This is a genomic window from Aeromonas sp. V90_14 (assembly GCF_029967615.1).
In the GTDB taxonomy this organism is placed as follows: Bacteria; Pseudomonadota; Gammaproteobacteria; order Enterobacterales; family Aeromonadaceae; genus Aeromonas; species Aeromonas hydrophila.
Genome location: NZ_JASCAS010000037.1, coordinates 1 through 20,168, shown reverse-complemented (window position 1 = coordinate 20,168; position 20,168 = coordinate 1). Strand labels below are relative to the sequence as shown.

20 protein-coding genes and 1 riboswitch are annotated in these 20,168 nt (G+C 63.8%); of the genes, 10 read left to right on the top strand and 10 right to left on the bottom strand.

Annotated features, from left to right (window positions below; genetic code table 11):
• Window positions 1-120 precede the first annotated feature (120 nt).
• From QLG02_RS15560 to QLG02_RS15550, 3 genes are read left to right on the top strand one after another with little or no spacing between them, the layout of a single operon-like run.
• Window positions 121-579: an N-acetyltransferase gene (locus QLG02_RS15560; RefSeq protein WP_024946079.1), complete on the top strand. Its 459-nt coding sequence runs from the start codon at window positions 121-123 to the stop codon at window positions 577-579.
• Between the two features lie 14 nt (window positions 580-593).
• On the top strand, window positions 594-839 hold the full coding sequence (locus tag QLG02_RS15555) for a DUF3624 domain-containing protein (RefSeq protein ID WP_219312983.1): 246 nt from the start codon (window positions 594-596) through the stop codon (window positions 837-839).
• 56 nt (window positions 840-895) lie between these two features.
• Complete coding sequence (locus QLG02_RS15550) at window positions 896-1,642, top strand: SDR family oxidoreductase (protein WP_269384133.1); 747 nt, start codon at window positions 896-898, stop codon at window positions 1,640-1,642.
• Window positions 1,643-1,703: 61 nt separating this feature from the next.
• Here QLG02_RS15550 and QLG02_RS15545 read toward each other — a convergent pair whose 3' ends face one another.
• On the bottom strand, window positions 1,704-3,176 hold the full coding sequence (locus QLG02_RS15545) for a C69 family dipeptidase (RefSeq protein WP_269384134.1): 1,473 nt from the start codon (window positions 3,174-3,176) through the stop codon (window positions 1,704-1,706).
• Between the two features lie 465 nt (window positions 3,177-3,641).
• Here QLG02_RS15545 and QLG02_RS15540 point away from each other — a divergent pair, with 465 nt between their 5' ends.
• A complete protein-coding gene (locus tag QLG02_RS15540; protein WP_135320712.1) occupies window positions 3,642-4,094 on the top strand; it encodes a hypothetical protein in 453 nt (150 codons plus the stop codon).
• Window positions 4,095-4,289: 195 nt separating this feature from the next.
• On the opposite strand, the gene QLG02_RS15535 is transcribed toward QLG02_RS15540, so the two are convergent.
• Window positions 4,290-4,871 carry a hypothetical protein gene (locus QLG02_RS15535; RefSeq protein ID WP_257685686.1) on the bottom strand — a complete coding sequence of 194 codons (582 nt, stop codon included), beginning with the start codon at window positions 4,869-4,871 and terminating at the stop codon, window positions 4,290-4,292.
• 211 nt (window positions 4,872-5,082) lie between these two features.
• Between QLG02_RS15535 and QLG02_RS15530 the strand changes: the two genes are divergently transcribed.
• The gene (locus tag QLG02_RS15530) at window positions 5,083-6,258 is read left to right on the top strand and encodes an iron-containing alcohol dehydrogenase (protein ID WP_103827318.1); all 1,176 of its coding nucleotides are present in this window, start codon (window positions 5,083-5,085) and stop codon (window positions 6,256-6,258) included.
• Window positions 6,259-6,404: 146 nt separating this feature from the next.
• Here the strand turns inward: QLG02_RS15530 and QLG02_RS15525 are convergent, their stop codons facing one another.
• The 3 genes from QLG02_RS15525 to QLG02_RS15515 all read right to left on the bottom strand — a co-directional run bounded on the left by QLG02_RS15525 (window position 6,405) and on the right by QLG02_RS15515 (window position 8,744).
• On the bottom strand, window positions 6,405-7,034 hold the full coding sequence (locus tag QLG02_RS15525; protein WP_181014749.1) for a glutathione S-transferase: 630 nt from the start codon (window positions 7,032-7,034) through the stop codon (window positions 6,405-6,407).
• Between the two features lie 108 nt (window positions 7,035-7,142).
• On the bottom strand, window positions 7,143-8,411 hold the full coding sequence (locus tag QLG02_RS15520; protein WP_103827320.1) for an O-acetylhomoserine aminocarboxypropyltransferase/cysteine synthase: 1,269 nt from the start codon (window positions 8,409-8,411) through the stop codon (window positions 7,143-7,145).
• 156 nt (window positions 8,412-8,567) lie between these two features.
• Complete coding sequence (locus tag QLG02_RS15515; RefSeq protein WP_016349280.1) at window positions 8,568-8,744, bottom strand: hypothetical protein; 177 nt, start codon at window positions 8,742-8,744, stop codon at window positions 8,568-8,570.
• A gap of 100 nt (window positions 8,745-8,844) precedes the next feature.
• On the opposite strand from QLG02_RS15515, the gene sgrR reads away from it, so the two are divergent.
• From sgrR to QLG02_RS15500, 3 genes are read left to right on the top strand one after another with little or no spacing between them, the layout of a single operon-like run.
• Window positions 8,845-10,578, top strand: a complete 1,734-nt coding sequence (gene sgrR, locus QLG02_RS15510; protein WP_282465612.1) for an HTH-type transcriptional regulator SgrR — start codon at window positions 8,845-8,847, stop codon at window positions 10,576-10,578.
• 35 nt (window positions 10,579-10,613) lie between these two features.
• A complete protein-coding gene (locus QLG02_RS15505) occupies window positions 10,614-11,009 on the top strand; it encodes a thioesterase family protein (RefSeq protein WP_011704482.1) in 396 nt (131 codons plus the stop codon).
• A gap of 31 nt (window positions 11,010-11,040) precedes the next feature.
• A complete protein-coding gene (locus QLG02_RS15500; protein ID WP_282465611.1) occupies window positions 11,041-11,754 on the top strand; it encodes a hypothetical protein in 714 nt (237 codons plus the stop codon).
• 47 nt (window positions 11,755-11,801) lie between these two features.
• Here the strand turns inward: QLG02_RS15500 and QLG02_RS15495 are convergent, their stop codons facing one another.
• Window positions 11,802-12,557: a lipase secretion chaperone gene (locus QLG02_RS15495; protein ID WP_282465610.1), complete on the bottom strand. Its 756-nt coding sequence runs from the start codon at window positions 12,555-12,557 to the stop codon at window positions 11,802-11,804.
• The gene (locus tag QLG02_RS15490) at window positions 12,554-13,465 is read right to left on the bottom strand and encodes a triacylglycerol lipase (protein ID WP_282465609.1); all 912 of its coding nucleotides are present in this window, start codon (window positions 13,463-13,465) and stop codon (window positions 12,554-12,556) included. The genes QLG02_RS15495 and QLG02_RS15490 overlap by 4 nt, the downstream gene beginning before the upstream one ends.
• 290 nt (window positions 13,466-13,755) lie before the next feature.
• On the opposite strand from QLG02_RS15490, the gene QLG02_RS15485 reads away from it, so the two are divergent.
• Both QLG02_RS15485 and QLG02_RS15480 read left to right on the top strand, forming a co-directional pair.
• Window positions 13,756-14,181 (top strand): hypothetical protein, encoded by a 426-nt coding sequence (locus QLG02_RS15485; protein ID WP_043125593.1) that lies wholly within the window; start codon window positions 13,756-13,758, stop codon window positions 14,179-14,181.
• A 21-nt stretch (window positions 14,182-14,202) separates the two neighbouring features.
• Window positions 14,203-14,817 carry a superoxide dismutase gene (locus QLG02_RS15480; protein WP_282465608.1) on the top strand — a complete coding sequence of 205 codons (615 nt, stop codon included), beginning with the start codon at window positions 14,203-14,205 and terminating at the stop codon, window positions 14,815-14,817.
• Between the two features lie 53 nt (window positions 14,818-14,870).
• Here the strand turns inward: QLG02_RS15480 and QLG02_RS15475 are convergent, their stop codons facing one another.
• The 3 genes from QLG02_RS15475 to QLG02_RS15465 all read right to left on the bottom strand — a co-directional run bounded on the left by QLG02_RS15475 (window position 14,871) and on the right by QLG02_RS15465 (window position 19,638).
• Window positions 14,871-15,851 (bottom strand): ElyC/SanA/YdcF family protein, encoded by a 981-nt coding sequence (locus QLG02_RS15475; protein ID WP_282465607.1) that lies wholly within the window; start codon window positions 15,849-15,851, stop codon window positions 14,871-14,873.
• Between the two features lie 211 nt (window positions 15,852-16,062).
• The gene (locus tag QLG02_RS15470; protein WP_282465606.1) at window positions 16,063-18,810 is read right to left on the bottom strand and encodes a collagenase; all 2,748 of its coding nucleotides are present in this window, start codon (window positions 18,808-18,810) and stop codon (window positions 16,063-16,065) included.
• Between the two features lie 504 nt (window positions 18,811-19,314).
• Window positions 19,315-19,638, bottom strand: coding sequence for a fimbrial protein (locus QLG02_RS15465; RefSeq protein ID WP_282465605.1), 324 nt, complete (start codon window positions 19,636-19,638; stop codon window positions 19,315-19,317).
• Window positions 19,639-19,731: 93 nt separating this feature from the next.
• A riboswitch (cyclic di-GMP riboswitch) is annotated at window positions 19,732-19,817 on the bottom strand.
• Window positions 19,818-20,168 lie beyond the last annotated feature (351 nt).

Genomic DNA, 20,168 nt, shown 5'->3' with positions numbered 1-20,168 from the left:
AAGCACGACAATGGCGCGAGGGGAAACAAGAGGTTACAGTGCCTAATATGCCGCCTTGGTAACTTGTGATACAAGTCGCATTTTTGGTGATGAAGATAAATAACCGAACAAGGACTCCCCGTGTTGACCGTGCGCGCGGCCCGGACCGATGATCTGGGCGCCATCGTTAAGTTGGAACGCTACTGTTTTCCCCCCGAAGTCGCCTTTGGCCGCAGCCGCTGGCACTATCTGCTGACCCACGCCAAGGGGCGCACTCTGCTGGTGCTGGACCAGCAGGAGCAGCTGATGGGCTACCTCTGCCTGCTGGAGCACAGGGGCTGGGATCGGCTGATCATCCAGACCCTCGCCATCCGCTGGACCATCCGCCGGCAAGGCTGGGCCCGCCGCCTGCTGGAGCAGGTGATCCAGGAGGGCAAAGAGGCCGGCTGGGGGGCAATCCGGCTGGAGGTCGGCGATGCCAATGAAGAGGCGCAGGCCCTCTATCGCGAGCTGGGTTTTCGGCCCAGACAGAAGCTGCCGGACTATTATGGCCACGGTCAGCACGCCCACCGGCTGGTGCTGGCGCTGAAGCAGGCCTGAGAGAGGAAGAGGGGATGAGCTGCGACAACTGCCTCGCCACTGCCATCAAGGCCAAGCTGGGGCGCTGCCCGGTCTGCGCCGGCCAGACCTTCGTCATCGGCCTGGTCGGCTGGCTGGTCTGGTGGTGGTGTGGTGCCGACACCTCGGTCAACGCCCTCACCGGCCTGCTGTTCGCGCTGGGGGGATCGGGCCTGTTGCTGCTCCACCTGCTGGTGTTTGTCTGGCGCAGGGTGACCGGGCGTGAATTGAGCGACGAATGAATCAGATTGATTTCAAACAGATAAATAACAATAGCGCTGTAGATATGGAGGTTCAGATGATAGCAATGGTAACGGGCGCCTCGTCCGGATTTGGTGAGTCCATCAGCCGTCAGCTGGTGCAGGCGGGCTACCGGGTGATCGGTACCGGCCGTCGCGCCGAACGGCTGGAGGCGCTGGCCGACGAGCTGGGCGCGCAGTTCCTGCCGCTGGTGTTCGACGTGCAGGACAAGGCGGCCACCCGAGCCGCCATCGACGGGCTGCCGGCCGAGTGGCGCGAGGTGGATCTGCTGGTCAACAACGCCGGGCTGGCGCTGGGGCTGGAGCCGGCTCACAAGGCGGATCTGGAAGACTGGGAGCAGATGATCGCCACCAACATCAGCGGTCTGACCCTGCTCACCCGCCTGCTGTTGCCGGGCATGGTGGCGCGCAATCGCGGCCACGTCATCAACATCGGCTCCATCGCCGGCACCTACCCCTATCCGGGCGGCAACGTCTACGGCGCCACCAAGGCGTTCGTGAAGCAGTTCAGCCTCAACCTGCGCGCCGATCTGGCGGGCACCGCCATCCGCGTCACCAACGTGGAGCCGGGCCTGTGCGGCGGCACCGAGTTCTCCAACGTGCGCTTCCACGGTGACGACGCCAAGGCGGCCACCGTCTATCAGGGCGTGCAGGCCATTCAGCCGGAAGATATCGCCAATACCGTGCTCTGGGTGAGCCAGCAGCCGGCCCACGTCAACATCAACAGCATCGAGATCATGCCGGTGGCGCAGACCTTCGGCCCGCTCAATATCAGCCGTCGCTGATGGCGGCAGCTGACGAAATAAAAGAGGCTCCCCTGGGAGCCTCTTTGCGTTGGTGAGCCGATTACAGGCTCATGATCTTCTTGAACTCCTCGGGCGAATACTTCTGCTCGGTGCGCTTGGTGAGATCCGTCATCAGCTTGTAGCGCAGCTCTTTGGCCATCTGATAGGTCTGCTCCAGCTGGCCATAGGAGTAGTCGGCGGCCAGCCCGATGGCGGTAGCCTTGTCGCCGGCGTAGGCCTGCTTGAGGCTCTGGTCGAGCAGCGCCACCTCCTGGTAGAGCTTGCTGCTCTCCTTGCTCCAGACGCCGCGCAGCAGCGGCAGGTACTTGTCCGGATCGGCGCTGGCCAGCGCGGTCAGGCTGCGGAACTGCCAGTAGGCGGAATCATCGGAGTAGCTGTCGCTGCCGCTGCGATAGGGCAGGGGGTAGGATTCCAGGGTGTTGTAGAGCGGCACCATCACCGATTCTGCCAGCACGCCGTAGCTCTGCCAGATCAATCCCTGCAACTCTTTGGGCATCTCCTTGCGCAGCTGGATGACGTGGGATTCGAGCTGGCGATCGATACGGATCGGCCGCTCCGCCTTGCCCGCCAGCGGCGTGCCGTCATAGGTGGCGCTCAGCAGCCTGGCCACGTCCGGCATGGCGATGGGGGCATCCGGCTTCATAAAGAGCGGATATTGCGCCTGCCGGGTCGGCTGCGGGTGGCTGGCGGTCAGCATCTTCTGGCCGAGCCACTCCCGATCCACGTTGTAGGGGTCGGCGATGACCCCGAACGCCTTGGCGAAGTTGAAGTCTTTCGGGTCGGCGTTATCCAGCAGTTTGTGTTCGCGCACGAACTCCAGCAGCTTGGGTGAGTGCAGCACATCGGCGCTGTCGAGATTGACGCCGTGGATGCGCAGGCCGTTGGCCACCATGGCGTAGCTGTCGTCCGGCACCCGCACCGCGATCCAGTGGTGGCCGGAGCCGATCTCCATCAGCCAGGCCTCGTTCACATCCGCCAGATAGAGGCTGTTGCCCTCCCCGGCGCCATATTGCTCCACATAACGGCCGAGCAGTGCGACCCCCTCTTTGGCCGTTTTGGCCTGCGGCAGGATCAGGGTCGGGATGATGGCCTCGATGACCCCCTTCTCGATCAGCGGATCGGCTTTCAGGGCCTTGTCGTTGACCTCGGCGCTGGTGGTGGCCGAGATGGCGACGTTGAACTCGTTGATGCCGCGCTCCTCGTAATACTTGCCGTCCGGGTCGCTGGCTGTGGCATCCCAGTCACGAATGGCTGAGTAGGCGAAGAAGGCCTTGGGCATCGGCACTTCCAGCCCGTTGCCCAGTTTCCAGACTTTGCCCTCGTTTTGCTGGGCGGGCCGGAAGGCCAGGTACTTGTTCCAGTTGTTGACGCCAAAATCCTCGTTTCTGGCGATCATCACGCTGCCATCGGCACTGGCGCCCTTGCCGACGATGAGGCCGGTACAGGCGTCGGCACTGGTGCCAAGCAGGGTGAGCAGGGTGGCGGAGAGAAGACTCAAGGTGTGTTTTTTCATGGGATTGCCCGAAGCGTAACTGTGAGTGAAAGCCAGGCGGTGGGATGCAGGTCTGCCGCAGTGCGATCAGCCGCCGATACGCTGCCGGGGGATCGTGCTGCTCATGGTCGATGACGCAAACATTTCATCCATAACACTGCTTGCTGGTCGTTTTGTGCGCCGAAATTGTATGCTTCACCGGTTGTTTGTTTTGTGATCCATGAGTCGTTCCTTTGCTTTGTCTGGTAAAGCGTGAAAAAGGCAGCGATATGCACCAGAACCTGCCGATTGGGCAGCGCAGCGTCATGATTCTGACGTCGAGATGGCCATCGGGAGGCTCGAGAGCCCGTGCAAGCCGGGATCTGCACCAATCTGGCAAGTTGGCCTGCAACTTGCTGGTTTTATTGCCAATGATGGGGCCTGGCGCCTCATGCCATCGAATCAGCGACCTCGTCATGCCGGATCGGCATGCAGACTGGAGTCCCCATGGATATCAAACCCTACAGCCAGCAGCTTGCCCAGAGCGCCTCCAACAACCGCGCCCTCGCCACCCTCAGCAGTGCCGACAGCGGTCAGGGTGGCGGCTGGGAAGATCTGGTCAACCTCTCCTCCCAGCGGATCACTGGCCAGGCCCAGCAGGCGCTGACCTATGAACACCTGGCCAAGAACAGCAAGCTGCCGCCGGCGCTCGACATCGGCTCCGACAAGGGGGGCGTGATGCAGCAGCTGGTGGACAAGGCGCTCGGTTTTGATCGCAAGAAGTTCAACGAGATAGAAGAGAAGCTCAAGACGATTGCCGACAACAAGCAGCTGACTGCCGAAGAGCGGGCGGAGCAGAGCAAGCCGCTCAACGAGCAGCGGGACGCCATGTTGCAGGATGCGATGGACCGCCTCACCGGCAAGAAGAGCAGCAGCAAGGAAGAGACCAAGAACGCCTGAACGGCGGGATGACTCGAACGGCAATCCATGGTCGGTGGGGGCAATCACTTGCCCCTGTCAGGGCACCAGCGGGTTGCTTAGGCGGCGCAGCACGGGCCGCTCTGCGCCGCCACCACGGCAGCAAAAAAGGGAGGGCGGCTGCCACTCCCTTGGTGACCGGACGGAGCCCGGCCGCTGCATCGACTCAGGCCGTCGCTACTTCTTCTCGGGCAGAATGCCGATCCCCACCGCCTGGGTCTGCACGGCCTTGATCTGGTCGCCCTTGGCGATCAGCGCAAACTGGGCCGGGTTGTGCACCTTGAGCACCAGGGTGTGATCCACCCCCTTCACCGTGATGGTCTGCTGCCCCTTGTCGACCGCGATGACGTCGCCATAGATAGTGACCTTTTTGCCGATCCCGGCGCCCGGCTTCTCGCCTGCCTCGGCCTTGTCGGCCGCCACTTCCACGACACGTTTTCTCACCCCGGCGGTGCCCTTGAGCAGCTCCAGATCCAGCATCTGCATGTATCTCAGTGCTACCGTATCGCCCACCTTGAGGTTGGCCAGGTTGGTGACCTGCTCACCGGCGACGATGTCGAATGCCTCGCCGGCGGCGTTTTTCAGGCTGACCTTGCGGCTGGCCATATCGATGGCAGTGACCGTGGCCTGGGCCGAGACGGCTTCCACCAGATTGGCCTTGCCAGGGGCCGTGGTGACTTCGGCCGCCACCTCGGCGGCCTGTGTCAGGCAGGTTGAAAGGGAGAGCAAACCGGCAATCCATGCATGCTTGAGTTTCATGTGTCAGACCTTATCAACAAAAGAGTGAGGAGGGTGGGAGCGGGGCGATGAGAGTGGAACACCCGGTTCCCAGAGAGACCATAGCAGAGCGGCACGGAAACAGGAGTGGCGCCGCATCACATCTTTCCGCTAGCCCGGCCCCCACTGCGCAATTTGATAGCCGGCTCCCGTTTTTTGACCTGCCGGAGCCACAGGCGCACAATTCCCCTGCATGTATTCAACCGAGGGCTCTGCCGTGTACAACTTCCAATATGCCAATCCTACCCGCGTCTGTTTCGGTGACGGCCAGATCGCCAGGCTGCCGGAGCTGATCCCGGCCGGCCGCCGCCTGCTGGTGCTCTACGGCGGCGGCAGCATCAAACAGAACGGGGTCTACGAGCAGTTGACCCAGGCGCTGGCGGGACGGGAGTGGCTGGAGTTTCCCGGCATCGGCGCCAACCCCCAGTATGAACAGCTGATGGAGGCGGTGGCCCTGGTCAAGCGCGAGCGCATCGACTTCCTGCTGGCGGTCGGCGGCGGTTCCGTGGTGGATGGCAGCAAGTTCGTGGCCGCCGCGGCCTGCTTCGAGGGGGCGGATCCCTGGGAGATCCTGCTGCACAAGGCCCCCATCAAGGCAGCGCTGCCGCTGGGCTGCGTGCTGACCCTGCCGGCCACCGGTTCGGAGAGCAACCCGGCCGCCGTGGTGAGCCGCGGGGAGGCCAAGCTCTCCTTCATGAACCCGCTGGTGCAGCCGGTGTTTGCGGTGCTGGATCCCACGACCACCTACAGCCTGCCGCCGCGCCAGGTGGGCAACGGGGTGGTGGATGCCTTCGTCCACATCATCGAGCAGTACCTCACCTTCCCGGTGGGGGGCGAGGTGCAGGACCGGCTGGCGGAAGGGCTGCTGCAGGTGCTGGTGGACAACGGCCCGCGTGCGCTGGCGGAGCCCACCAACTACCAGGTGCGCGCCAACCTGATGTGGGCGGCCAGCCTGGCGCTCAACGGCCTCATTGGTCGCGGTGTGCCGCAGGACTGGTCCACCCACGCCATCGGCCACCAGCTCACCGCCCTGCACGGGCTGGATCATGCCCAGAGCCTGGCGGTGGTGCTGCCCTCCCTGCTGCGTGAGCAATCGGCCCAGAAGCAGGAGAAGCTGGCGCAGTTCGCCGAGCGGGTATGGCACTCCAGCCGGGAAGACAAGGCGCTGCGCATCGAGGAGGCGATCATCCGCACCGAGCAGTTCTTCCAGCAGATGGGGGTGGGCACCCGGCTTGCCGACTACGGCCTGAGCGAGAGCTGCATCCCTAGCATCTGCTCCAACCTCAAGCGTTTCGGGCTGACCGCCCTCGGGGAGCAGCAGGACATTGATCCCGACAAGGTAGCGCGGATCCTTTCTCACGCCCTCTAGGCCTGAGGCCCTTGGCCAAGGGGCGATCTGGACAACAAGTGCGGCCAGGATCCTCTCTCACGCACTCTGATCATCTGGCTGACGGCCGGAAAAGAGAACGCCCCGATCATCGGGGCGTTTTGCGTGGTGTCGCCGGGCACTGCCGTTTATCCGGCGCTGCGGTCCAGCTCGCGCTCCAGCGCCGCCGCCTTCTGGCGGGCCGGATGGGTATTGAGGCGCTGCCAGTAGGCTTGCAGATGCGGGAACTGGGCCAGCTGACCGCTTTGCGCCAGCAGATCCACCAGGAAGGAGTTCAGGATGTCGGCGCCGGTGAGGCGATCGGCCACCAGATAGCGGCGGCTTGCCAGCACCGCATCGAGGTAGCCCAGCACCTTGGCGCACTCGGCTTTGGCGTAGTCCGGCAAAAAGCGCATCGGGCTGCCGTCCTTGCGCACGAACATGTCGAGCAGCAGCGGCAGAATGCCTGAGCTCTCGGCAAAGTGGAGCCACTGCAGATATTCGGCATAGTCGGGGCTATCTTGAGCCGGTGCCAGCCGATCGGCGGCGTGGCGGGCGATCAGGTACTCGGTGATGGCGCCCGATTCCGCCAGTACGCGGCCGTCGAACTCGATGACCGGCGACTTGCCGAGGGGGTGGATGGCCTTGAGCTCGGGCGGCGCCAGAAAGGTGGCGGCATCGCGCTGATACGCCTTGATCTCATAGGGCAGGCCCAGCTCTTCAAGCAGCCAGATGATGCGCTGGGAGCGGGATTTGTTCAGGTGGTGCAGGACTATCATGGAAACCTCGACGCAGTGACGGAAGGCGGTGATACGCAGCGGCGCGGTGGCAGGTTCACCGCTGACCAAAAAAGAGCGGGCTGGATGCCCGCTCCTGCGTTGACTGACTCAGGCCTCCAGCGCCTGATCCAGATCCGCCAGTATGTCCTCGATGGCTTCGATCCCCACCGACAGCCGGATCATCTCAGGTTTCACGCCGGCCTTGGCCTGCTCCGCCTCGCTCAACTGGCGATGGGTGGTGGAGGCCGGGTGGCAGGCCAGCGACTTGGCATCGCCGATGTTGACCAGCCGCTTGAAGATCTTGAGCGCATCGTAGAAGCGCACGCCCGCTTCATAACCATCCTTCAGACCGAACGAGAGAATGGCCGAGGGGCGGCCGGCCATGTATTTCTCCGCCAGCAGGTAGTGGGGGTGACCCGGCAGACCGGCGTAGCTGACCCAGGCCACCTTGGGGTGGTGCTTGAGGTGATGGGCCACCCGCAGGGCGTTGTCGACGTGGCGCTCCATGCGCAGGCTCAGGGTCTCCAGCCCCTGCAGCAGCAGGAAGGCGTTCATGGGGGCCAGCGCGGCGCCGGTATTGCGCAGCGGCACGGTGCGCACCCGGCCGATGAAGGCGGCCGGGCCAAAGGCCTCGGTGTAGACCACCCCGTGATATGAAGGCTCGGGTTGGGTCAGCTGAGGGAAGTGCTCGGCATGATCCGCCCAGGGGAACTTGCCCGAGTCGACGATGACGCCTCCCAGCGAGTTGCCGTGGCCGCCGACATATTTGGTCAGGCTGTGCACCACGATGTCAGCGCCGTGTTCGATGGGTTTGCACAGCACCGGGGTGGCGACCGTGTTGTCGACGATGAGCGGCACGCCGCGGGCGTGGGCCACCTTGGCGAAGGCCGCCAGATCGACGATGTTGCCGGCCGGGTTGCCGATGCTCTCGCAGTAGACCGCCTTGGTCTTGTCGTCGATGAGGGCGGCGATGGCCTCGGCGCTGTCATCCTTGGCGAAGCGCACCTCGACCCCGAAGCTCGGCAGCATGTGGGCGAACAGGGTGTAGGTGCCGCCATAGAGCTGGGGGGTGGAGACGATGTTGTCGCCGGCGGCGGTCAGCGCCTGGATGGCGTAGGTGATGGCAGCGGAACCCGCCGAGACCACCAGGCCGGCGATGCCCCCTTCCAGCGCGGCCATCCGCTGCTCCAGCACATCGTTGGTGGGGTTCATGATGCGGGTGTAGATGTTGCCTGGCACCGCCAGATTGAATAGATCCGCCCCGTGCTGGGCGCTGTCGAACTCGTAGGCCACCGTCTGGTAGATGGGCACGGCGACGGCCTTGGTGGTGGGGTCGCTGGTAAAGCCGTGGTGCAGGGCCAGGGTCGCATCTTTCATCACACACTCCTTGTTGGATGTTGCTGGGTAGCAGTTATAGATGGATAGACGTCCAATCTATCAGGCCCAGCGCCGATGTAAACCACCCAATCCGGCAAAGCAATTGCGCCCGTTGGCGAACTGCGCCCCCCCTTGTGCGATCCGGGCGAGGGGGGCTCAGAGGCGGCGGCGATACTCCCGATCGTCGATCTGCTGCATGTCCCACTGCATCAGGCGGTTGAGCTGGCTCATGGGATCTTCGATCAGGGTCAGCGGCCTGGGCAGGATCCGCTTGAAGTAACGGCGCAGGATCTGTTGGATCCGGTTCGGTTTGATGGGGTTGGCGTGGCTCATGATGGTGCTCCTCTGCTGTGGTTCTCACGTTCGCCAGCAGTATTGAGCTAAAATGCGGAAGTAAAAACTGATGACTTTAAGCAACAGGATTTCCTCTTTTATGCCCACCAGCCGCCTTTACCAGCAATTCCAACGGCTCGCCCAGCAGCTTGGCTGCGACGAGCGGGAGATCAGCCTCGCCGAGGTGGCGGATCTGCTCTGCTGCACCCCGCGCAACGCCCGCCTGCTGCTGCGCCGCATGCAGGATCAGGGTTGGCTCAGCTGGGCGGCGGAGGCCGGGCGGGGGCGGCGCTCCCGGCTCACCCTGCTCGACAACCAGGAGAGCCTGACCCGGCGCCGGCTGCGGGATCTGCTCAGCCAGGGCCAGCTGGCGCAGGCGGTGCGGCTGGCCGAAGATCGCCTCGATCTGCTCACTCCGCTGCTGATCGAGCAGCTCGGCCAGGCCACCCGGGAAGGGCGCCAGATCCTGCGGGTGCCCTACTACCGGCCGCTGCCGCGCCTGCTGCCCACCGGCCCGCTGCGCCGCTCCGAAATCCACCTGAGCCGCCAGATCTTCAACGGCCTGACCCGGCGAAATGAGGAAAATGGGGAAATAGAGGGGGATCTGGCCCACCACTGGGAGTGTCTGGGCCCCTGCCACTGGCGTTTCTACCTGAGGCCGGCAGTGCGCTTTCACCATGGCCGTGAGCTGGTGGTGGAGGATGTGGTGGAGAGCCTGCTGGCCCTGCGCGATCGCCCGCTGTTCACCCATCTGGCGCGGCTGGAGAGCCCCTGGCCGCGCACCCTGGATCTTCATCTCGACAGCCCGGATCCTCTGCTGCCCCAGCTGCTGGCCGAGCCGGTGGCGGCCATCCTGCCGCGCGAGCTCAAGGGGGAGGCGGGCTTTGCCCTGCAACCGGTGGGCACCGGCCCCTACCGGGTGACCGCCAACGACCCGCTGCAACTGTGCCTCGAGGCATTCGACGACTACTTCGGCTTGCGCGCCCTGCTCGACGAGATCGACATCTGGATGCTGCCGGAGCTGGCGGAGCGGCTGGAGAGTCACCTGCAACTGGGGCGCGACAGCCCCGAGCTCGGCACCATGCGCGGCGAGTCGGAGCTGGAATCCGGCTGCTACTTCCTGCTGCAGGACGACAGATCCGCCCCCTTGCAGGATCCCGCCCTGCGCCAGTGGCTGGCCGGCCTGCTCAACCCCATTGCCCTGATGGCGCGGGTCGCCCCCGAGCTGCAGCGAGGCTGGACCAGCGCACTTGGCCTCTTGCCCCACTGGCGCGAGGCGCAGCCGGCCCCGCTGCCGACGCCGGAACAGCTGCCGCGCCAGCTGGTGCTGGCCTGCTTCAACCAGCACCTGGAATTCAACGAGTGTGCCAACGCCATGAGCAGCCTGCTGGCAGAGCAGGGGATCCGGCTCGAGGTGCGCACCCTGGATTACGGCCGCTGGGTGAGCGGGGCGGACGAGGACGTGGATCTCTGGCTCGGCACTCTCAACCTGGAGCACGAACATGCCTTCGCCCCCTACGCCTGGTTGCAGGGCACCCCGCTGCTGCGCAAGGTGTGGGGCAGTCAGCAGCGTCTGTGGCAGGGGCTGACGCAGTGGCGTGCCAGCGGTGAGGAGCCGGGGCCGCGCGCCTTGCTGGCAAGCGTGCAGCAGCAGGGCTGGTTCGTACCGCTGTTTCACCACTGGCTGGAGCTGGAGAGCCGGGTCGGCGTGCACGGGGTGCGGATGACGGCGCTCGGCTGGTTCGATTTTCGCAGCGCCTGGCTGCGTCCGGAGCTGGCCGTCGGCGCCGGCGATACGACGGGGGAGCTTGAGTCCAAAGGCGGGCCGCGTTAGCCTGAGCGCGGTCCAACGACAAGGAGTCGATATCCATGCTGGAAATGCAGATCCAACCCCGTTTTCAAGAGACAGATGCCCTCGGCCACATCAACAACACGGTGCCGGCGGTCTGGTTTGAATCGGCCCGCGACCCGCTGTTTCGCATCTTCTCCCCCGAGCTGGATGTGCACAACTGGCATCTGATCATCGCGGGCTACACGGTGCAGTTCAAACGGGAGCTGTTCTACGGCCAGCAGGTATTGATCAAGACCGGGGTCCGCCGCATCGGCTCCAGCTCCTTCACGCTCTGGCAGGAAGCCTGGCAGGGGGACGAGCTGGCGGTGACCGCCGAAACCACCCTGATCCATTTTGACTACCAGTCCCGCCAGTCCATCCCCCTGAGCGATCGCCACCGGGAGGGGCTGCGGGCCTGGCTGATAGAAAGCTAACCTTGGCCCACTGGCCAATCACAGGACACTTATGCGCAATACCGTGATCGCCCTGAGCCTCGGCTTGGGACTGGGGCTCTGCTCCCTGCCTTCCGTGGCGGCCTCCCTCGCCGAGCAGTTCTCCCTGATGGAAAAGGGGGCCGAGAGTGCCCTCGATACCCGTCTGTTCAGCCACGATGGCGTCGACATCAAGGCCTGGGTGGATGGCGCTCCCGTCATCATCGCCGTGCCCATCATGAACGAGCAGGGCAAGCTGGAAGGGGAGAGCCGCTACTACTTCAAGGGCGGCAAGCTGTTCGGGGTGAAGGAGCCCGCCGCCCAGTTCGCCTTTGACGACGGTGGCAAGCTGACCCAGTGGCTGGACGACAAGGGCCAGCCCGCCGAGTTCGTCAGCAAGATGAGCATGCAGCAGCGGGAAGTCTGGCTCACCAAACGGGCGGCCGAGCTGGGCCAGCTGTTTGCGCCGAGCGCCGCCGAACAGAAGGCGGCCAAGGGGGGCGTCAAGCTCAAGGGGGCGGAGCTGGCCCACTGGCTCTGCAACGGCAAGCTGATGGCGCTGGCCGGGGGTGACAAGGTGACCTTCGAGCAGGCCAAGCTCAAGACCCGCGCCGAGGGCATCGAGGGGGAAGTCTCCCTGCGCCAGGAGAAGGGGTGGCAGGATCTGAGCCTCAAGTGCGAGGTGCAGGGACCCCAGGTGACCCGCCTCACCTGGCAGCCGCTGCCGGGTGCCAACAAGCCGCAGTAAGCGCGGCAGTATCAAAGCAAGGGGCCCAGATATGGGCCCCTTTTTATTTATTGCGGTGACGACTCGCCCAGCCTGAGCCGGGTGAGGGCTTCCACCCGTCGCCACTGGTCGGGCTCGAACCAGCGCGCCAGGATTTCCGGTTGTTGTTCGGCCCTGCGCTCGGCGGGCAGTGGCTTGAGTTCGGCCAGATAGCCGGCCAGCTGTTGCTCGAACCCCTGCTGACTCTCCGCCAGCTGGTGCAGCCGGTCCGCCGCCTCCGGCCCCAGCTGCTCGCGCAGCACGGCATCATGCTCGGCCGCCGGCCGCCGCTCCAGACTCTGCAGGTCGCCGAGCAGGCGGCTGTTGGCCTCCGCCTCCCGAAACCACTGGGGCTGTTCCGCCAGCCAGAGCTCGAGCTCGCTCGCCAGCAGCGGCTTGTCGGCATCGCCAGCCTCCGCCAGCGCCTTGCGGCGCAGGGTCCACTGCTCCATCAGCCGATCTTCGGCAAACAGCTGCTCCTGCTCGGCCGGGGTGAAGCTCTGCTGGCGCAACTGCTCGCGCTCGTCGAACAGCACCTGCAGGCTGGCCAGGCCCGGATCGGTCGGTACCGTCAGGCTGCCTTCGGCGGCAAGAAAGGCTTCATAGCGGACCTGCAGTGAGTCCTCATCGGGCGAGGTGGTTGCCTGCCTAGTCAGGGGGGAGCTTGGCCCGGCCTCTTGCGCTGGGGGAGCGGCCGAGGTGGAGTTCGGGGCGGGCCACAGCTGCCAGCCCCCCAGCAGCAGGGCCGCTCCCAGCGGAGCGGCCATCAGCCATGCCTTGTTCATAACCCCAGTCTCTGCAGGCGGTTGGCGTGCTGGCGATAGAGGCTGACCGGGTCGGTCTCAAACAGGTGGCGAATGCCAAACGACTGGTTCACCTCGTCCAGGTGGTTCATCCGGTAGTCGGTGCCGATCACCTTGCCGAGGTGGCTGCTGCATACCCCGACCAGGCCGTCGTTGGGCTCCTTGAAGAAGCTGCCGGTCAGCGCCAGCGCCGGATCCACCGGATCCAGGATGTTGGTCATGGTGCCGCGCCCGCTCCAGGAGAAGTAGTAGACCCCGTTGGCGGCCTGCATGGGCCCTTCGCCGCAGTACTGGCTGGGCAGCCCCTCCGGGTAGCGCTGGTTGAAGCGCTGGGCGCCGGCGCTGGTGAGCGCGTCGAGGGCGGCGAGGGGATCCTGCGGCAGCTGGCTGCCCCCGGAGAGCAGCGAGATGACCCCGGACAGGGCGGAGGCGGCAGCCACCGCCAGCTTCTCGGCCACCGAGCCCGGTGCCACGTTGGCGCGCACCAGATCGGCGATCTCCGAGCCGTAGTTGACCCCGCCCACGCTGGTGGCGGAGGCGACCAGCTCGGGGGCGACCGAGGCGACATAGCGAATGGTGGGGCCGCCGTGGGAGTGGCCGATGAGGTTCACCTTCTCCGCCCCGGTGATGGCCAGCACCTGCTGCACCTGTTTGAGCAGCTGCTCGCCGCGCAGTTCCGAGCTCTGGGTGGCGGAGACCTGGGCCACGTAGACCCTGGCGCCATCCCGGGTCAGCGCCTGGGGGATGCCGTAGAAGTAGTCGACCCCGAGCAGCTTGTCGAAGCCGAACAGACCGTGCACCAGCACTATGGGGTAGCGGGTCTGGGTATAACCTGCCGCCTGGCCCAGCATGGGCAGGGCGCACAGCAGCAGCAATAGCCATTTTTTCATCTTGTCCATCCTTGTGAATAAGGTTGCCGCAGTGGCAACCACCGGCCTCATGCCAGTACCGACCAGCATGACGGAGCGGGACGTTTGCATCTGTGCAAATGATCACCAAACAGACAGATTCAAAAAAGCCCTACCCATATGGGCAGAGCTGTTGGTGGTGCCAGCACAACTATCCCTTGTGTTCGCCGCCCACATACGTTAAATAATAATTATTATCATTTGTGGTGTTGAGGATCATGGCGGCGAGCTGGGTAAGAGGATGGGTGGGGATGGAGGAGAGCGACAGCAGCATGGTGCACTGGAAGGTGCAAACCATGAGTGGCAATCGCCACTTCGATGCCGGTGAACACGGTAAGGCGCTCTCCTGCTATCAGCAGGCGCTGTGGCTGGCCCGCCAGCAGTTTGCCGGCTGGCCCGACGTGGACGAGGCGGTCGCCGCGCTGGTGGTGGCCCACCACAATCTGGCGGATCTGCTGGTCGCCATGGCGCGGCCGGAGCGGGCTGCCGACCTGCTGTGCCACATCCACGACTGCCTGCTTGCCACCAGCCAGTCGCCGGCCAGCCCCGATCCTCTGCGAGATGCGGCCCTGCGCCACACCCGCAGCACCCATGCCGAGCTGCTCGCCTTCCTGCGCAAACACGGCAACCACGACGGTATCCGCCGCTGCCTCGGTCAGTGCCTGTGCCAGACCGGGTCCGCCCGCCAACTGCATTAATCACAATAAACAGAGGTGACCATGAGCCATACCCTGCCAGCCCTTGCCTATGCCTATGACGCGCTGGAACCCCACATCGATGCGCTGACCATGGAGATCCATCATAGCCGTCACCATCAGACCTATATCAACAACCTCAATGCCGCCCTGGCCGATCTCCCCGAGCTGGCGGCTCTGCCGGTGGAGGAGCTGCTTGCCCGCTTCGACAGCCTGCCTGGCAAGGTGCAGGGGGCGGTGCGCAATCACGGCGGCGGTCATGCCAACCACAGCCTGTTCTGGCAGGTGATGAGTCCGCAGGGCGGCGGCGAGCCGGGCGGCGAGCTGGCCGCAGCGATCCTGCGGGACCTGGGCGGGCTGGAGGCCTTCAAGCAGGCCTTTACCCAGGCGGCGCTGAGCCGTTTTGGCAGCGGCTGGGCCTGGCTGGTGGTTGATCAGAGTGGCAAGCTGCAGGTCGTGAGCAGCGCCAACCAGGACAGCCCCCTGCAGGATGGACTGGTGCCCATTTTGGGGCTGGATGTGTGGGAGCACGCCTACTACCTCAAGTACCAGAACAAGCGTCCCGACTACATAGCCGCGTTTTACAACGTGATCGACTGGAGCGAGGTAGCGCGGCGTTACGTGGTGGCGCTGGCCTGATCGCCGGAAATACCGAGCCCAATGAAAGAGACCCGCCTGTTGGCGGGTCTCTGCTATTGAGGGGTCAGCGCGCTGCTGGTTGGCGGCGCTGCGCTGGCGGCAGCCGGATTATCCACGGGCGTTGGCTTGCTCGGTACAGCGGCGCTGGTGGCCGGGGCACTGCTGGTTGGTGTTGCTGCACTGGCTGCAGCCGGATTATCCACGGGCGTTGGCTCGCTCGGCACGGCGGCGCTGGTGGCCACGGCACTGCTGGTTGCAGCCGCCGCACTGGTGGCGGTTGCCGCGCTCACTGCCGCTGCCGGCTTGGCCTTCGGCTTATGAGGGGGCGGTGCAATGGGCAGGCAGGGCTGGCTCGCCCCTATGGTGCTCAAAGCCTGGCAGGGGACCGGGCCGCCGATGACGATGGGCTCGCCGAGGAACTTGGGGCCCTTGTCCAGCACGTAGAGGTCGAGCAGCCCCATCAGGCGGGCGAACACCTCGCGTACCCGGGTCTTGATGCCCTGATAGGCGCTGGGATCCACGGCGTTGAAGCCGACCGCCTCGATGCCGAAATGGCGGGCGATGAAGATGGCGCGCTCGTTGTGAAAGGCCTGCGAGACCACGGTGAAGTGGGCCTGACCGAACACCTCCTTTGCTCGCACGATGGAGTCCAGAGTCCGAAAGCCGGCGTAGTCGCTGTAGATGGCGTTGGCCGGGATGCCGGCCTGGATCAGGGCCCGCCGCATCTGGCGCGGCTCGTTGTACTGCACGGTGGCGTTGTCGCCGGAGACCAGGATGTAGTCCACCTTGCCGTTGTTGTAGAGCTCGGCGGCGGCCTTGATCCGGTACTTGAAGTAGTGGTTCGGGCTGCCGCCAATCAGGTACTTGGAGGTGCCGAGCACCAGGGCGACCCGGTTGTAGGGCACCGCATTGACGTCGTCGTAGGTGTAGTGACGGGCGTCCGAGACGGTCCACTCGCTGTAGCCCAGCAGTGTGGCGACGGAGGCCAGCAACAGGCAGAGGCAGGCGAGCAGGATCTTGGCAAACTTCTTCATGCGCGGTGCGGTTCGGGTCTGAAGTAAGAGGTGACAGAGGGTCATTCTATTACAAGTTGCCGCCGTACGTCAGGCTTGATGACCGCCGAAGACGTCACTCGGGCAGAGGTTGTCGCAGGAAGGGGTCGGCTAACTGCTTGATCCTGAGCAGATTAAAATCGTTCATAAGCAGGGGCGGCCATGGCCGCCCCTTGTCATAGCCGTCTCGTCCTCAGTGGGAGGAGTCGTTGGCCTTGCACTCGTCGGAGTCCTTGTTGGCTTCCCACCAGGGCAGCAGCTCGCGGCCGAGCCACTGCTGGTAGGCCTCGCTGTCATTGGCAATCAGCTGGTCCAGCTCGGCTTCGAAGGCACTCATGGCCTGCTGCTGATCCGGGTTGCGCAGGGCCTGGGCCATGGCCAGCCAGCTGGCGCCGCGACCGGTCTCGTTCAGGAAGCGGTGCACCGTGTAGGACCAGGAGTAGACCATCTCGCCGCCCTTGTCGTAATCCAGATGCAGGATGTCGGCCAGGGCCGGACGATCGTTGGCCGGGCGGCCGGCGACGTTGTCCAGACCGCGGGCGAAGCACTGGCCGTGGGCGACGAACTCCGCCAGCCCTTCCGACCACCAGGTGGTGCGGTTGAGCGGGTAGTGGCCGAAGCTGCCGTACTGGTTGAAGCGGCCGTCCAGGTAGTGCACGTACTCGTGGCGCAGGTTCCACACCTGGAACGCAGGGCGCTTCCACTCCGCCTCGTAGGCGAAGAAGCGCGCCTGGTTGCCGGGGCGAGCCGGATCCCCTTCGAGGTAGATACCGCCGTTGTCGGTGGAGACGCCGCCGAACAGGGCACTGCCGTAGCGTTTCCAGTCGGCGGAGGAGTTGAAGACCACCAGTTCCAGCGCCTCGTTGTGATCGTCCGCCACCGGCTGCCAGCCGGTTTCCATCTGCTGGTGGAACTGCTGCTCTTCGGCACCCAGTTCACGGCAGATCCCCTCGGCCTGATCCATGGTCAGATCCTGGGCCCGCAGGCGCAGGGTCGGCGAGCAGGTGTGCTCGAACGGCAGTACGTCCTCCACCCGGACGGGGGTGCAGAGCCCGGCGAAGTCACCGCTGATGCAAGCTTCGCTGGTGCGGTCCGTGTAGGTCAGGTAGTAGGTGGAGAGGGTCAGAGACATGTCTTCCAGCAGATCCTGGCTCTGCTGGCCGCCGGGGATCAGGTCGTGGTGGCGAACCAGTGCGATGACGGAGTCATCCAGCAGCTTGCGGTAGCCGTCGAGCTCGTCCGGGCGGGTATAGCGGGCGACCCGGTAGAGGCGGGTGTAGGCATCCAGCACGTTGTTGAGCAGGAACAGATCGGCGCCATCCCGTCCCTTCCACAACGCGAGTTCGCTCATGCCGAGGGCGTGCAGCTGCTTGCGCAGCTCGCCATCCTGCTGGCGGAAGTCGTTGGCGAAGGGATCGCTGTAGTCGCTGGCGAAGTCGAGGAAGTTGAGCAGATCGAACAGACCGGTCGCCCAGGCGTGCTGACCGTTGATCTCGCTGGCATGGCGGGTACTGTAGGCCAGCATCTGGTTGAACTCGCCGAGCAGGGTACCAAAGCGGCTCTGCACTGCCGGGCTCTTGAACTGACCGTGCAGGGCTATGCTCCAGGCACCCATGACGGCACCTACCTCGTCGCTGGCCTGCTCCGGGAAGAGCAGCGGATGGGCACCCAGCGCAGTCAATGCCTCGGCCAGCGCCTCGGCGGCGGCCGGGCCGTCTTCCTTGTGCTTGCCGTAGTTGTGGTAGTTGTGGGCGCGCACGTATTCCAGCAGCAGCTTCATGGCCGGATGGGCCGGCTGATTGGCCGCCAGCAGGCTCTGGATGCCGCGCGACACGGCCAGCAGCTTGGTGTCATCGTGACCATAGTTCTCCTGCCAGACCGGTGCGGGCTGGCCACTGGCATCCTGCACTATCTTGGCCGCTTCGGCGTCCAGCAGTTCGGTGCCCGGCAGATCCGGCTCGGAGCAGGCGCGGCCGTCGGCACGGCGACAGTCGAGCTGCTCTTCCTTGCTGGCCAGCACGATGGGGCGGTTGAGCACCCGGCTCTCCTGCCACTCGGTTGTTTCCGGCAGGGTCTGCCATTCGCTGCCCCCCACCGGGTATTGATAGCCGGTGTCCTTCAAGACCACCTGCACTTCGCTGCCGGCGGGCAGGGTCTGACGGCACACCCGATAGCTGATGGTCTTGTCCCCTTCCTGACGGGTCTGGGGTTCATCGCACTCCTGCTGGGTCTTGGCTTGTTCCAGCAACCAGGTGTACTGGCGCCAGACGTGCAGCTCGCTTACCTGACGGGCGGCCTGGCTACCCGCGATGGGCTGCAGGCGGAAGAAGATCTGCTCGAGGCGCCCATCCCGTTCATTGGGGGCCTCTTCCAGCACCTTCAACTGCTGCCAGTTTTGCGGCTGGTACTGCCATGCCTGCTCGGCGCAGCGACCTTCGGCATTGAGCTTGCAGCGATCCAGCTCCTGCTCGCTGTGACCCAGGATGACCCGCTCCGCCAGCGGCAGACGATCTTGACGCGGCGCGGTCGGGGTGCCCGCCAGCGGCTCCCAGCGGCCCTGCTTCATGCCGTAGCCATAGTCATAGCTGCTGGCCGGGACAGCCTTGCCGGCCGGTACCACCTCTTCACAGCTGAGGTAGCGGATCTGCCAGCCCTGCTCGATCTTGAGTTGCGGCTCGCCGCACTGCTGCTCTGCCAGCGCAGCCAGGTTGGCATCGCTCCAGTCGAAGCGGCGATACACCCTCAGCTGCTGATAGGGTGTGCTGCCGCTGCGGGCACTCAGCTCGTAGGTCACTTCGGTGAGACGATCCCCCAGCTGACGGCTGGATTCACCTTTGAGTTGATACTGTTGCCAGTCGGAGGGGGAGTAGTTGGCCAGCGCCGAAGTGGCAAACAGGCCCGGTGCTGCCAGCAGCAGCAACCTGGTACCCAGATTGTTCATTTTTATTCCTTTGCTTGATTGTCTGCGTGATTGACGCGTGCAATCTAATCAGCTCCAAAGGGATATCAACCCACCAATCAGGCCATATAAATCATTTATTTAGATTAAATCAAAACAAAGTGAGCCCCATTGGGGGCCTGGTTGATAGCAAGGACTCATCTGCCATCTGGGGGGGATCTAAGCCTGAGGCCGGCAACTGTGATCAAAGTCTCGTTTGAGGTTCTTTTGCTAAGCGGGGATGCGACAGTCGTAAGCTGGGGAGCAAGCAGGGAAAGTGCTGATCTGCCTGCGTAGAAAGCCGAGTGTCGCAGTGAGTATCGTAGTGAAAAGCCGCCGGGCGGCAGTCGGCATGGCAACCGAAAAAAACGGGAGGGGGATTGGTGGATAGAGAGCAGTGATTAACGATGGCAGCCTAAGTGAGGCTGTGGGGGCTCATTCTTCAAAAGGCGAGCAGATCCGCCCGAGGTAATGAACAACCTCGGGCAGATGGCAGGAACGACCCGATCAGAGGTAGCTGACGGTGACAATGGCCATGTTGCTGCTGCCGGCAGAGAGCTTGTATTGCATGGTGCTGCTGATGGTATTGAGGCTGCCGGCTTGCTGCAGGCTGGCCAGAACCATGGTCTGGCGCTGAGTGCCGGAATAGCAGGTCACGCTGTTGTCGGCGAAGTCGCAGGGAGCTTCGTAGATGGTACCGGTGAAGGTGATGGTGCCGTCGGCAGCGGAGGCAGTAGCAGGCAGCAAGGCAGCACCCAGCAGCATGGCTGCGGCGGCAGAAGAAGCGAAACGGATGGCGCTGTTGCGTACGGAAGCGGTAGAAGTGTTCATTTTAATGTCCTTTTCGTCACGTGTCGTTGTACGAAAAGGGCAACGCAATCAAAGAGAATGACACAGATACAACTGATGACATCGCTCTTCTCAGATGGCAGCTCCGCTGTCTTAGGTTATGAACCCTTAGACCGGTGGCTTTGCGTCCCGACCTTTCGACCGGTTTGCCCTTTACTCTATGTTTAGATGATAACACCCCACTTTGAGAAATCAATCGCCATCAAAAAGTGTGGGAGATCAGTCACAAATAATGTTTTATATATGGTTGTGACAGGAAATATATGGTTTGGCCCATATTTTGTGGTGCATATCAGATCTTGTTCATCATTATTTTCAACTGGCTTTCGATGAAGCCTTGTTCTGTAGTGAACATGCATGACTGCCATCCGGTGAATTAATATCAAGGTCACACCGGAAGGTGGTAAGAGCAGATATATCAACTTCCCTCCAGGCCCAATGGGTTAAAATGATTACCTGATTACCTGATTACCTGATTACCTGATTACCTGATTACCTGATTACCTGATTAC